13 protein-coding genes are annotated in these 14,096 nt (G+C 37.5%); 3 read left to right on the forward strand and 10 right to left on the reverse strand.

What is annotated here, in order from left to right; all coding sequences use genetic code 11:
- Nucleotides 1–24: 24 nt before the first annotated feature.
- The 4 genes from mgtE to AUF14_RS08880 form a co-directional block, all read right to left on the reverse strand.
- Nucleotides 25–1,395: a magnesium transporter gene (mgtE, locus tag AUF14_RS08865; RefSeq protein ID WP_016181508.1), complete on the reverse strand. Its 1,371-nt coding sequence runs from the start codon at nt 1,393–1,395 to the stop codon at nt 25–27.
- Nucleotides 1,396–1,711: 316 nt separating this feature from the next.
- Nucleotides 1,712–2,605 (reverse strand): RluA family pseudouridine synthase, encoded by an 894-nt coding sequence (locus tag AUF14_RS08870; protein ID WP_049218971.1) that lies wholly within the window; start codon nt 2,603–2,605, stop codon nt 1,712–1,714.
- 4 nt (nt 2,606–2,609) lie between these two features.
- Nucleotides 2,610–3,413 carry an NAD kinase gene (locus tag AUF14_RS08875; protein ID WP_016181506.1) on the reverse strand — a complete coding sequence of 268 codons (804 nt, stop codon included), beginning with the start codon at nt 3,411–3,413 and terminating at the stop codon, nt 2,610–2,612.
- On the reverse strand, nt 3,385–4,050 hold the full coding sequence (locus tag AUF14_RS08880; RefSeq protein WP_016181505.1) for a GTP pyrophosphokinase: 666 nt from the start codon (nt 4,048–4,050) through the stop codon (nt 3,385–3,387). The genes AUF14_RS08875 and AUF14_RS08880 overlap by 29 nt, the downstream gene beginning before the upstream one ends.
- 204 nt (nt 4,051–4,254) lie before the next feature.
- Between AUF14_RS08880 and AUF14_RS08885 the strand changes: the two genes are divergently transcribed.
- Nucleotides 4,255–4,842, forward strand: a complete 588-nt coding sequence (locus AUF14_RS08885) for a CYTH domain-containing protein (protein WP_049218975.1) — start codon at nt 4,255–4,257, stop codon at nt 4,840–4,842.
- Nucleotides 4,843–4,858: 16 nt separating this feature from the next.
- Nucleotides 4,859–5,506, forward strand: a complete 648-nt coding sequence (locus AUF14_RS08890; protein ID WP_016181503.1) for a DsbA family protein — start codon at nt 4,859–4,861, stop codon at nt 5,504–5,506.
- 32 nt (nt 5,507–5,538) lie between these two features.
- Here the strand turns inward: AUF14_RS08890 and AUF14_RS08895 are convergent, their stop codons facing one another.
- The 6 genes from AUF14_RS08895 to spxA form a co-directional block, all read right to left on the reverse strand.
- Complete coding sequence (locus AUF14_RS08895) at nt 5,539–6,717, reverse strand: class C sortase (protein WP_049218977.1); 1,179 nt, start codon at nt 6,715–6,717, stop codon at nt 5,539–5,541.
- A 1-nt stretch (nt 6,718) separates the two neighbouring features.
- A complete protein-coding gene (locus AUF14_RS08900) occupies nt 6,719–7,900 on the reverse strand; it encodes a class C sortase (RefSeq protein WP_049218979.1) in 1,182 nt (393 codons plus the stop codon).
- Nucleotides 7,901–8,275: 375 nt separating this feature from the next.
- Nucleotides 8,276–10,093 carry an oligoendopeptidase F gene (pepF, locus tag AUF14_RS08905; RefSeq protein WP_049218981.1) on the reverse strand — a complete coding sequence of 606 codons (1,818 nt, stop codon included), beginning with the start codon at nt 10,091–10,093 and terminating at the stop codon, nt 8,276–8,278.
- Nucleotides 10,094–10,204: 111 nt separating this feature from the next.
- Entirely contained in the window at nt 10,205–11,203 is a 999-nt protein-coding gene (locus tag AUF14_RS08910; protein ID WP_049218983.1) for a competence protein CoiA, read from the reverse strand.
- 107 nt (nt 11,204–11,310) lie between these two features.
- On the reverse strand, nt 11,311–11,955 hold the full coding sequence (locus tag AUF14_RS08915; RefSeq protein ID WP_016181497.1) for an adaptor protein MecA: 645 nt from the start codon (nt 11,953–11,955) through the stop codon (nt 11,311–11,313).
- A gap of 237 nt (nt 11,956–12,192) precedes the next feature.
- Entirely contained in the window at nt 12,193–12,591 is a 399-nt protein-coding gene (gene spxA / locus AUF14_RS08920; protein ID WP_010739854.1) for a transcriptional regulator SpxA, read from the reverse strand.
- Between the two features lie 780 nt (nt 12,592–13,371).
- Between spxA and AUF14_RS08925 the strand changes: the two genes are divergently transcribed.
- Complete coding sequence (locus AUF14_RS08925) at nt 13,372–14,091, forward strand: HAD family hydrolase (protein ID WP_049218986.1); 720 nt, start codon at nt 13,372–13,374, stop codon at nt 14,089–14,091.
- Nucleotides 14,092–14,096: the final 5 nt, after the last annotated feature.

Genomic DNA, 14,096 nt, shown 5'->3' on the forward strand with positions numbered 1-14,096 from the left:
CAGCATATGTCTTTTACTAATCATTCAATGTCCAATAAATCGCTCCATAAAGAGACTGGCTATATTAAAATAAATCAACACACTGGTCAAATCACTCAAAGTGGTAATAAACGGACCGCTGGCAACGGCTGGATCAAAGCCTAATTTCTCCATTATCATTGGAATCCAACTCCCGGCTAGTGTCGCAACCGTAATAGCGGCCATCATCGCAGCTCCGATTACGAAACCTAAGATAAAATTGTGCTTCCAAATCCCAACAATAATAAAGATTGTCACTCCAGTTACTAAGCCTGTCACTAAGCCTGTCAAAATTTCGCCTACGACTAGTTTTCCGAAATTCTTCTCGTTATCATCAGATATCGCTAATCGACGTACTGCGACCGCAAGTGATTGTGTACCAGCATTTCCCGCTGTCCCAGTAATCAGAGAAATGAACACCGCCAAAATACTCGCTTTACTAACCAATGCTTCATAATGATTAATTAGTGTCGCCGTCGTCATTCCAAGAAACAGCAAAGTGATTAACCATGGCAACCTTCTAGAGGCTGCCTTAACAGGATTTTCATCCACCTCTTCGACATTGACCCCGGCCAAACCAGAGTAGTCACTGGCTGCCTCGTCATCAATTACGTCAATAATATCATCAACCGTTACAATTCCCAATAAATGATCATCATAGTCTGTTACAGGCAAAGCAAGGAAGTCATAGTCACGAAATGTTTGAGCGACATCTTCTTGGTCATCACCGACATGAACGGAAATCACCCGCTCGCTCATAACATCAGAAACCATTGTATCGTCTTCATTTACGATCAAATCACGCAACGAAATAACCCCAACCAGCTGATTATCATCATTCACTACATAAGTATAATAGATTGTCTCAGCGATTTGGGCTTCTTTTTTCAAAACATACATAGCTGAACGCATCGTTTGATTCGCGACAATTGAGACAAATTCAGTCGTCATCAATGATCCAGCTGTGTCATCTTCATAATGGAGCAGTTCACGAATCTCATTCGCATGCTCAGAATCCATTAGACTTAGATACTTCGCTACTGTTTTCTTATCTAGCTCATTCAGTAAATCCACTGCGTTATCAGTGTACATTTCAGCTAGCATATCAGCAGCATATTGGGGCCGCATCTCATTTAGGTATTCATCCATATGCTCATCATCTTCTTCAATGACATCAAACATATCTGCTAATTCTTTGGGTGATAGATACGAATAAACGAGTTGACGTTCCTCTTCACTTAGAGATTGATAAAATTGCCCTTGATCATAAAAATGCATTTCCAGAAAATGATCACGAAAAGCCTGCAAATCATTCTGATCCAGCTCCTCCCGTAATTGTTGGAAATGTACTTCTAATTCTTCTTGGTTTTCATCCATCAATCTCACCTACCTCGTTTTTAATGAATTATTTTTTTCTATGAAAAAAATAGTTCGATTCTCGTTTCGGATACCATTCTGCTAGACTGCTTGTATTGTATTACTACTTTTACTTTTTGTTTTTTTACTCATACGTTAATTACTGCTTAAAGCAGAACTGGCAACCTACCTCGTTTTTAATGAATTATTTTTTTCTATGAAAAAAATAGTTCGATTCTCGTTTCGGATACCATTCTGCTAGACTGCTTGTATTGTATTACTACTTTTACTTTTTTCACACATACATTACCTATCTTGTTTTAATAATTGCTTCTGTTTAAATCGTTTTGGCTATTGCCGCCATGTCTTCGGCTAATGGCAGCGTAAAAGAAAGCTGTTCTCTTTTGAAAGGATGAGGAAACGTTAAGGAATAGCAGTGAAGAGCCTGTCGATCGATTCCTTGATCCAGAGCACCGTCATATAGCTCATCACCCAACAAAGGACAGCCAATCGCTGAAAAATGTACTCGAATTTGATGCGTACGTCCTGTATGTAATTGAACGTCAACTAATGCACAGTGCCGATTTCTTTTTTTCAGCCAGTATTCCGTTTCAGCTTTTTGTCCTGTTTCGATCACCTGCCGTCTCAATAAAGAAGATAAGTCACGACCGATCGGTAAGGAAATATTTCCATGTTCTTCTAAAGCATATACGTCACCTGAGACCAATGCTTGATATTTTTTGACAAATTCCTTTTGCTGCAGGCTTTGGTCTAGCTTAGCATGTGCAAATCCATGCTTGGCAAAAAGCATCAGTCCGGAAGTATCACGATCTAAGCGGGTAACAACATGTACTACTTGGTCAGCGTATCCTTGAGCCACATAATAAGCTTTGACTCGGTTAGCCATTGTTCCTCGAGGATGATACTGCGCTGGAATTGATGCAATTCCCGCTGGTTTATTTACAACTAGCAGATGCTCATCTTCAAAAATAATTTCAATTGGTACATCATCTGCCAATAACGTTTCATGCGCTTCCTCGTCCGGAATCACAACAGTTACAATATCATGGGTTTTTAAAGAAAACAAGACGTTTTGTTCCGTATCATTCACTAAAATTTTTCCATCCTGAAATTTAATTTTCGCTAATAACTTTTTTGAGATTCCTTGACGTTTCAAGAAAGTGCGTACAAGTGATTCAGTTGATTCTTGATAAATCCATTTAAATTCCACAAAATTAATCCTCTCGAATAAAGGCATCCTTTACTCGATGCCAAAAATGCATATGCCGATATGAAGCAAAATGAATGCGTTCTTCGGCGATTTTATACTTGATTGATGTAATACCTTTACGATTGATATCCAACTGATCAATTGTGATTAGATGCTGCTCATTACTTTTCAGTCGGACATCGATCCATTCATGGGAACCAATGATACTAGGTGAGCCTAATGTCCGGAAAACACGATTATTCAATGAAGCTATTTCTGCTAGCTGCATCGCATTAATACTAGGATGAACCACTGCACCACCGACACTTTTATTATAGGCCGTCGAACCAGTTGGTGTGGAGATTGCTAATCCGTCGCCTCGAAAGCGCTCAAATAGTTCTTCTTTTATATAAACATCCGCTACCATCGTACGGCTTCCCTTACGAATGGTTGACTCATTTAATGCCAAAAAATGTTTTTGTTCCCCATCTGTTGTCGTCAAAAGAACATCCAATAATGGATAACTAACACTCTTACCTTGTTCGCAGCTTAAACTATTAACTAATTCAGGCAGTTCATAGTCTCGCCAATCCGTATAAAACCCTAAATGCCCTGTATGGACTCCTAAAAAACGGACTTCGTTTAGTCGATGATTGTAACGATGAAAAGCCGACAAAAGGGTCCCATCCCCACCAATCGTAATCACCAATTCCGGATCACGATCCACAACCTCTAGATCATCCTTATCTGCCAACAACCCGCGCAGGCGCTGCAACACCCGAATCGATTTTTCTTCTTGATTATGGATGATTCCGATCCTTAACCCCATGCTGTCCCACTTCCTTTTTCTGTTCCTTACGATTAAATACATGCTGCGCTTCTTGAATCTCGTCCCGAATACTGGACATTTCTTCATCTAATTGATAGGCCGCTTCGGCTGCACGAAACAATCGTTTTTGAATATCTTCTGGTATTTGACCTTTGTATTTGTAATTCATTGAATGTTCTATAGTGGCCCAAAAGTTCATTGATAAGGTTCTGATTTGAATCTCAGCAAGTAACTTCTTCTCTCCTTCTAACATCTGAACCGGATACTCAATGACCAAATGGTAGGAACGATACCCACTAGCTTTCCGATTCGTGATATAATCTCGCTCTTGAATAATCTTCATGTCATTACGACGCCGCAAAATATCTACCACTAGAGGAATATCCTCTACGAACTGGCACATGATACGCATTCCTGCCATATCAGACATCTCTTCTTCTAAACGATCTAGCGGAATTCCTCGAAGCTCCGCCTTATTAAGAATACTCTCTACCGGCTTCACACGTCCCGTCACAAATTCAATCGGTACATGATCTCCGCTCGTGCGATATTGTTTGCGTAATCCGCGTAATTTTATTTTTAATTCAGCTACTGCTAATTCATAGGGCGCAAGAAATGTTTCCCAATCTCTCTCCATCGCAAATCCCCCGCTTCATTTTCCATTCCTACCTATCTTATCATAAACCTTCATTAGAAAAAATTGTCACATTTTTCTCCTATGCCAAATATTACAAAACACTAACATTTTCATGGAATTAGTTCTAATCGTTTGACTATTTAGGTTATTCTATGTGAGGATGTTTTATAATAGGATTTTTTTAGGATCAGAGGTAAAATAAGAGTGAGCAAAGAAATTGAAATCGAATTCAAGAGTATGTTAACACAAAATGACTATGAAAAATTGTTACACTACTATAATGTTACGAATAAACAATTCGTAATTCAAACAAATCTCTATTTCGACACTGTTGATTTTCAATTAAAACAGCGAGGGATGGGATTAAGAATTCGATACTTCTCCGATACAGCTGAAGCCACTTTGAAAATTCCGCAAACAGTCGGATTATTAGAAGTTACTGACCGTTTATCGCTGGATGAAGTAGAACAAGCCATCAATAAAGATCAGTTTACCCCACAAGCAACAGAGATTTTGGGGCAGCTACGAACATTCAATATTTCATTATCAGACTTGCACCTAATTGGGAAGTTAATCACAAAACGAGCTGAGTTCACGATCCCTGAAGGAAAACTAGCATTGGATGAAAGTTGGTACAGTGATTATCACGATTTTGAATTAGAGTTGGAAGTGCCTGATTACAATTTTAATGAGGGGGATTTTAAGCAACTACTTAACAAGTTCGAACTCCCTTATCGCAAAACAAAAAATAAAATTGCTCGAGCTGTGAGTGCGCAGCAAGAAAAAATTTAGAAATGGAGGGGATCTAGTGATCGAGATTTATTTATTTGTTAATCCAATTGGGAAAAGATGTTTATCGATTGAACGGCGGATTATCAACTTGATCAATCAGTATGATATGAAAATTCAATTACGCATGATTCCTATTATGAATTTGAAAACAGTATCGGAATTCATGCAACGTATCGGCGCCTCTGAAAAAGATATCCAATTGCGGACCGAACTTTCTCAAGAGATTCACTCTGCTGCATTAGACGTCAAAGCTGCCCACCTTCAAGGAAAAAAGCGTGGACGCGACTTTTTAGTTGAGTTACAAAAAGCAGTAGGCGAACAAAATCAACCTTATTCTAAAAAAATGGCGATCCAACTGTTCACTAAAGTTGGCGGTGACTTAGAAATGTTTCTAGAAGATCGTCATTCGGCTTTTGTCCAAGAAGCTTTTTTGACCGATCAGCAAATTGCCCATGAAATGCAGATCACCTGTCATCCCTCGGCGGTCATTTATAATTACGGCAGCGATAGCGATGCGGGCATCAGAATCGAAGGTTGTGATACGATCCACCATATTTTAGATACATATAGCACGAAGGAATCATTAATCGCGTTCTTAGAATCACAAAGCAAAGACAGACCAATCAGACAATCAGATATTGATAATCATTTATCGCTAATTTAATAGAAAAGGGTCATTGCCGCTTGGCAATGACCCTATTTTTTGATCTGAACCGCATTATTTTTAGTGAAAATATAGTTCTTCTGCTGCTTGGTTAGATAGAGATCAATCTTTTCCTGACGCAGCTTTTTAATACCAACATTGAAGCCCACACCCTCGTTATCCTTGATACAGTAAACGCCGCCTGGAATATTTTCAAAACGAGCTCGTCCAGCTTCATCTGTCACTGTGACTAGTGGAATACCTTGTCTTTGGACTGGTCGTTTTCCATTCCTCGTGTACATCGCAAATTCTCGTCCAGCTAATACATTTCCTGCCACGTCTGTACGAAGAAGATTCAAATTGAACCGTCGTTTTCTCAAAAGATACGCATGGATCACACGATACATGCCAATAAGTAGTATCAAAATGGTGAGTCCAACGCCGACCAAAATCAGTATTTGCTTCCATTTTCTCGAATAATCTGCCTTTTCGATCGCTTTTGCCATATCTTCTGTATAGGATACCCTATGTCCCGTTACTAACAATCGATGACTGTTGATCATATAGGGCGTACAAGTCAATAAAGTCACGATATCGCGTCCAGGTTCAATATTAATCACGGATGTATCCTTTGGTTCAACGATATCGATTTTATCTACTTCATAGGCCAGCTTTTCCTCGAACAATGTGATGACGAAAACCTCACCTATCTTCACGTCTTCTAAATCAGTAAATAGTTTTTTCTCAGGCAATCCACTATGTGCAGAAATAACTGAATGCGTATTAATCCCGCCAGTCGGAAATGAGGTTCCCTGCAAAACAGTGGCCCCTTCTTGCAACAGCTTTTCATTGGTTGTGTCGAACAAAGGCAAAGTGATTTCAATCGCAGGAATACTAACGGCTCCAATCAAATGCTCACGAATATATTCATCACTAACGATTTTCCGTTCATTACTATTTGTAAATTTCGGAGCCTTAGGTACAAGACCATTCTTCTTTAGCTCCTCATTGCGTTTTTTCATCCGCTCTTTAGCCTTACGCACTTGTTCCTTGTTCTGTTCTTTGTTTTGCCGCTGAACCTCTTCCATTCGTTTTTGGTCAATAAAGTCATTGACTGCGTTGATATAAAATGGATACATCATCACAAGTACCCCGACCAAAAAGACTATAATCATAAAAATCTTGCTAATCAATTGCCTTCTGGCACTTTTCGGCTTAGGTGATTGCTTCACGTTAGTTCACCTTCTTACTTTCAATAATAAAGTGTTTAATTTTCTGCTTGATGTTCTTATATCCGCGACGTTTAAGAATTTTGAACTTACGATCTTTTAATCGCCAAATCTTCCCTTTTACACTCAATCCATTTTCCGTTTCTACACGATAAACACCGCCTGGAATATTTTTGAATTCGATTTTCCCAAATTGGTCACTGATTGTATGGACAAGCTTGCCATTTATGCGAACAACATCCCGTTTTTGCGTAAGCAATGCACGTACTCCTGGCAAAGGCTCGCCATTCTCATATAGATAGAAAACAAAAGTGTAATTGCGTTTCTTCGATTGATAAAGGATAATTTTGCGCCAAACAAAGTATCCGAAAAGCAGTGAGAAGAAGACACAGCCTGCAATCAAATAGTACACACGTCGACGATGATATTTTTCAGTTTCCTTGATTTTTTTCGCTGCCTCAACCGGATAAGCAATTCGATGCCCCGTAACTAATAAGCGATGACTATTTACTCCATAGGGGGTACATGTCAACAACGTCACCAAATCTCGATCCAATTCAATTTTAAGCGCATCAAACTTATCAGGTTTTACAATTTTAATACGATCAACCTGATAAGCTAATTTTTTTCCTTCTATATGTAAGAAAAACTTGTCCTTTTTTTTCAGCAGCTCCAAATCAGTAAAAAGTTTCTTTTCAGGCAAACCAGTATGCCCTGTGATTACCGAATGCGTACCCTTTCCTCCGACTGGAAAGGAGGTTCCCTGCAGAACCGTTGCTCCCTTATCCAGCAAAAAATCATTCGTTTCATCATAAACTGGCAGACTTACATTTATTTTGGGAATGTACACTGCACCAATCATATGTTCTTCGTAATATTCCTTTTTCGGACTCTTGGTTCCTTCCAAAGAAGACTCAAAAGGATCCTCAAAACTTCCTGCTCCTGGAATGATCGTCTTTAATTTTTTATTTTCTTTTTCAAGCTTCGCTAGCCGCTTTTTCTTTTCAGCCTCTGAACGTGCCTCCATTTTATCCTGAACTTCTTCAAGTCGTTGTTGGTCTACATAATTATTGATCGAATCAACGACGAAGGGATACATAAAAATCAGAAAACCAACTATAAACATGACCGCAATTGATAACTTTAAAAGTAGATCAATCTTATCCCTTTTATTCGGTTTACTCATTAGAACTCCACCCCCTCTACTTATGCTAATTCTCGCATAATAATTATCAAAAGAGAAATTCCATTTGTATAATTTCTTTCAAATATTTGAATATAATGGTCTATTTATTAAGAATTCAATTACGAAACCTTGTCCTATTCACTTTTTTTCAAGCCTAATTTTCTATTATTTAGTGTTTATAAAAAGTTATAGAATAGCAATCTTTAATAAAAATAAATATATTTTCGGATAACAATGAACCAAAAGCAGCAATCGTTCAAAATTTCCTTCATAACTAGCGAGTCTCTTAAGTCGGCTATCTTGCTATGTAACTCTCGGCTTCAAATAAAACGTCAAAAAAGCAGGAGCTTCATTCCACTCCTGCTTCATCATTAATTAATTTTTCAACACTTCAACAAGCTCTTCCAACTCATCCAACCTTTGAGCAAAGATTTCCATCGCGTCTTCGATATAGGTTGGCTGGGTCATATCAACACCGGCTTTTTTCATCACCTCGATCGGATAATCACTACTACCCGATTTTAAGTAGGTCAAATATTTCTCTAACGCGTCTGGTTCAGCCTCAACAATACGTTTTGCTAAAGCACTCGCTGCCGAGAAGCCAGTCGCATACTGATAGACATAATAATTATAGTAAAAATGGGGGATTCTTGACCATTCATCCTTGATTTCTTCGTCGTTAACAACGATTGGTCCATAGTATTTCATATTCAATTCACCATAGAATTTGCTTAGATGTTCGCTGGTCAATGGATTGCCAGCCGCATCTTCAGTATGAATAAAGTGTTCAAACTCCGCAAATTGTGTTTGGCGGAAAATGGTTCCCTTAAATCCATCTAAATAATGGTTAATGATATAGGCACGAATTTTTGGGTCCTTTTCTGTTTCTAATAGATAACTAGTTAAAAGATTTTCATTGGTTGTTGAAGCAATCTCTGCTAAAAAGATCGAGTAATCGCCGTAAACATAAGGCTGCGTATGACGGGTGAAATAACTATGAACACTGTGTCCCATCTCATGAACTAACGTATAAAGCTCATCTAGCCGATCATGCCAGTTCAAAAGAATATACGGTTGCGTATCATAAGCACCAGAAGAATACGCACCACTGCGTTTACCTTGATTTTCAACCACATCGATCCAGCGTTCAGCAAAAGCCTTCTTCACAACTTCTAGATATTCTTCACCTAATGGCTTTAAGGCTTCAAGTGCCTTAGCCTGTGCTTCTTCGTAACTAAACTTGACTGGCGCTTCTGCTAAAAGCGGAGTATATAAATCATACATATGCAGCTCATCTAATCCTAGTAGCTCTTTCCGTAATTCAACATATCGATGCAATAGCGGCAAATACTGATTAACCACCAAAGTCAATGTTTCATATACATCTTCTGGAATATGATTTCCGCTCAAAGCCGCTTCACGAGCAGAGCCGTATCCACGGATCTTAGCCTTGTAGTTATGCCCTTTGACATGTGTGCTCAAGGTTGAAGCAAAGGTGTTACGAAATTGATGATAAACAGAATATAAGGATTTAAATGCTTGTTCACGAACATTTCGGTTCGTACTTTCTAATAATTGACCATAAACCCCATGTGTTAATTGAACATCTTCACCCTCGTCATTTTTTACAACTGGGAATTTCAGATCCGCATTGTTCATAATAGAAAATGTATCCGCAGAACTACCAAAAATCTCACTAGCACCAGCTAACAGCGCCTCTTGTTCAGCTGGTAAAATGTGTGCCCTCTCAGAAATGATCTGCTCAACAAAATGGCGATACAGCTCTAATTTGGATTCCTTCTCAAAAAAGGCCCAAATTTCTTGGTCTGATAGCTCCAGCATTTCTGGCTCAAACCAGCTGACTGCTTCACTAACCTGTGCAATTAAGCTAGAAGCCCGTGCATATAATGCTTGATTTGTTGTATTTGCAGTATCTTCATCATTTTTTAGATGTGCATATACATAAATGACCTCCGCCTTGCGATAAATATCTAAAACATATTCAATCGCTGTTAAAAATTCCGTTGCACCTTGAGCCAAAGTTCCCTTAATCTTATCAACTTCGGATAGCTCCTCTGATAAGGCTTGGAATTTCTCCTCAAAAGCAGCATCATCTGCAAAAATTTTCGTTAAGTCCCAAGTCAGCTCAATAGGAACTTCTTGGCGTTTGGGCAATTGTTTTGCTTCACTCATAAAAACACTCCTAACTGGTTAAGATACTTTTTCACTTAGAAAAGTGATAGAATAACTATTTATCATCATCAATAGTACCACAATTTAGAAAAAAGTAATTTTTAAAAGTAGTTAGACCGGTGAAACTTTAGCCTTTCTTTGACAAAAGATCGCCTCAAGATAGAGTCGTTCTAATATCTCCCGCTGATCAATTCGATAAAATACCCAATCTTTATGATTTTCCTGACGATAATCCAAAAATTTCTCAAAAATCAAAGAAGCATTTTTCGCTTCTTTTTGGAATAAATAGCGAAATACTAGAAGATCCTCTTGATAAAAAAAGAAATAGCGACTAGGAAAATACAACCATTCTGGCAAATACAAAAGATGTCTCCGTTCCTGATAAAAAAAATGTTGTAGGCCTCGAATTCGCGGGTTGCTTTGAACCAATTTCAGGCTCAGTATTTTTTTCTGTTCATTCACACTTTCTATAGTAGGAACAAGCTGCGGTGGTCGTTTGTTGACCGATGAATGAAAAATTTCTTTTAAGGGTTTTGAATTAGCAGGCCAATGCTCTTCACAATACACGAAGCCGTCAATCTCATGAATGTGGTAAAGCAATCGAATCCCCTGCTCCTCAATCAACCATAAATGCAGTCCTTTGTCTTTGTCAAAGGAACAAAATTGTTTTTGCAGATGTGTGAATTTTTCTTTGGGCCATAGCGGTTTGCCAAGCAGCCACCAGTCTCGGTAGTTTTTTTGAGCATAGCCATCAATCCGTTCTTGCAAGCGAACACTTTTCAATGAGGAACACTGGATTTCAACTGCTAAGTGCTCATGTAATAAATCGGGACGTTGCGGTAAATCAGGTAATGGTTGCTCCATTTTCCAGGCTTCTTCAAAACGATTCCCCCATGTATAAAATAGCTGCTTCAATCGCAGATGCTCCGGTGTTTCCCCTTCAATTAACCCATAGCATTCTGTATTCTGACTATGTGCAAAGTGAGGAATCTTGATTTTTCCTGCTTTACGAATTAATTCCTCACCGCAGTCTGGACAAAAAAACTGCTGTTGATTATCGCTTTCAACTGCACTGATCATTTCTTTTTCCTTAGTGTAAGCAAACAACATTCTTCTCACCTCAAAAAAAGATACGCAATTAGAAACAGAAAGATTTTCAAATTTCAGCAAGCTAAAAAAAATACCACCATTCGAATGAACAGTGGTACTTGAACTATTTAATTAAAATGAGCACGAGTAATCTCGATCGCATCACGCTGCATCAAAAGTTTTCCGTATTCTTCCAACATTTCTGTTGAAACAGAGGAATTTTGAGCGTATTCTAAGACTTCAGCAATAACATCTGATAAACCGAATTCACCAAAAATCTCAGGGTCAAAATAAATCTGCAAATAATACTTCTCATTCAGTAGATATAAATCACACCAGGCTTCATCTAAAAAGTGATAGCTTGCTAATTCAATCATATCCTCAAAACTATTCAATTGAAAAACCCGTAAGCGGCTGGTTTTTTCGTCTTCTTCAAGACTTTCAGAGTTCGCTAAAATTTGTTGACGAATCAATTGATCAAAATCGCTTGCTTCGAACTCTGTTGAATTGTTCATTTTGTTGATGTCTTCTGGCGTCAGGTTTTTACTAATAAATAGTTCCAATCCGTCATTTTTCGGAAGGACTTGGAAAGTAACCGCCTCACTACTTTTGAACTCATCCTCAATATCGACTTCCTCTAAAATACTATAGAAGAAAGATTCGATTTCCCGATGATTTCCTAACAAATCGAGAAAAGTAATTCCACGTTCGGCTAAATCCTCATTTTCAATAATGACTCGGATCGTATTTTCATTGATGTGTTCCATCTCCATCTTGGCACACCTCACTTTAAAGATAGATTATATGTTCATTGTAACTGATTCCGCTTAAAAGTAAAGAAAGCCGTCGAATTTTATTAAAATCCTATAAACAATGAGGTCATAAGATTTCAAGATCGCATTAGTCTGTAGTGAAACTTACAAGCTAAAAAAAGGCGAGCAAATTAATCGTTACGCGTTAGATAGATAAATACACAAAAAAAATACCCCACTTTTTGCGGGGTATCTATTCTATAATCCAGCCATCAATTGGGCTTGACGTAATTCATATTGGCGAACATCACGAGGCAAGAAACGACGAATTTCATCTTCGTTAAAACCAACTTGTAAACGCTTCTCGTCAATCATAATCGGACGACGTAATAATCCAGGATTTTCTTTAACTAAATCCAATAATTCTTTTAGGGACAATTCATCTAAATCCATGTTCAACTTTTGGAAAACTTTCGAACGGGTCGAAATGATTTCTTCCGTTCCATCCTCAGTCATTTGTAAAATAGCCTTCAACTCATCAATGTTCAATGGCTCAGAAAAGATATTTCGTTCAACATAAGGAATCTCATGTTCCTGTAGCCAAGCACGTGCTTTCCGACATGATGTACAACTAGGGGAAGTATATAGTGTTAACATGCATATCACTCCTTTTCTTGACTCTCAATTTTTGTAACAGGTAGTAGTGGTTTCCTACTATCTGTTTCTATTATACAGAAAAAAGGTAACAAAAAAAAGAGTTGGGTGTCTTTTTTTTTACAAATATTAACGTTATTTAATTTAATTCTCGACTATAACAACTGTCACGACAGTTTTAATTTGTCAAGATGAGAAATTAGTGGCGCCGCTCTCATTTGACCCCGTTCTATAACAGCTAAAAAAACTGTATTATTACTAATACAGTTTATGCAAAATTATTATATCAAATTAAAAAAATGAATTTTTTTATCTTTTTAATTTTGATAACCAATTCAATAAAAAAATATATTTATATTCATAAATCTTTTGTATATCAAGGCTTTATTAGAATGATTTTAAAATGGGAAATACATTCATAGATGTTGCTTATTATTTTATAGTTATTTTATTTTAATCTCTGAGATAGTTATCTGTATTAAATTTTCCATCAGGATTACTCGTTAAAAATAGATACAGCTTTCAAATATTCAAAAAAAATCAAAAATTTTATAGAGTTTCCAAAAATTGGTAGATCTTAAATTCCAGCTATTCTTTCTCTTCTCAATCATTATTTTTTTCCCGAAGAATATTTTTGATTGATTCCGGTTCATGTTTTTTTCATTACTTTGCTACTCGAATAACATAACAAGAATTATATTTTTGCGCCACTTTTTTGCTCAGTCCAATAAAATAATTATTTTTTTGCTATAATAAGTTTATTGAAATCTTAGGAGTGAGTAAATGATTCAAGGAATAGTATTTGATTTAGATGATACCTTATACAAACAACAAGCCCCTTTTGCTTCTGCTATCAACGATTTGTTTCCGACTTTTCCAGAAAGTAAGATGAACGCTTTGTTTATTCGTTTCCGCTATTATAGTGACCTCCACTATATGAAGTCGATCACAGGAGAATGGTCTTTAGCAAAAATGCGTTATGAGCGAATTCGTCTGGCACTAGCTGACTTTGATTTTGTTCCAAGTAAATCTGAATTGGAGACATTCCAAGCGGCCTACGATCACGCATTAAAAACAATCACATTACCTTCAGAAATCAGCGATTCATTAACCTTCTTGAATCAACAGGATGTTCCTTTAGGTCTGATCACAAATGGACCGGTATTGCGACAGAAAGAGAAAATTAGCGCGCTGCAATTAGCTCGTTGGATCGCGCCTGAAAAAATGATTATTTCAGATGCAGTTGGTATTCAAAAACCAGAACCAAAAATTTTTTCTTTGATGGAAACACGATTGAATTTGGCACCTGAATCACTTTTATATATTGGTGATAGCTTTGAAAATGATGTCATTGGCGCTAAGGCCGCTGGCTGGTCCGTTTGGTGGTTCAATCACCAAAATCGTAAAATACCAGAAGGTCAAAGCGCTATTTTTGAAAAAGAAATCAAGAACTTTGAGGATTTGAAATCTCTTCTGACGAACCAAAAAAGTATGCCGCATTGAACGTG

Source organism: Enterococcus avium (assembly GCF_002891025.1).
GTDB classification, from domain to species: Bacteria; Bacillota; Bacilli; order Lactobacillales; family Enterococcaceae; genus Enterococcus_A; species Enterococcus_A avium.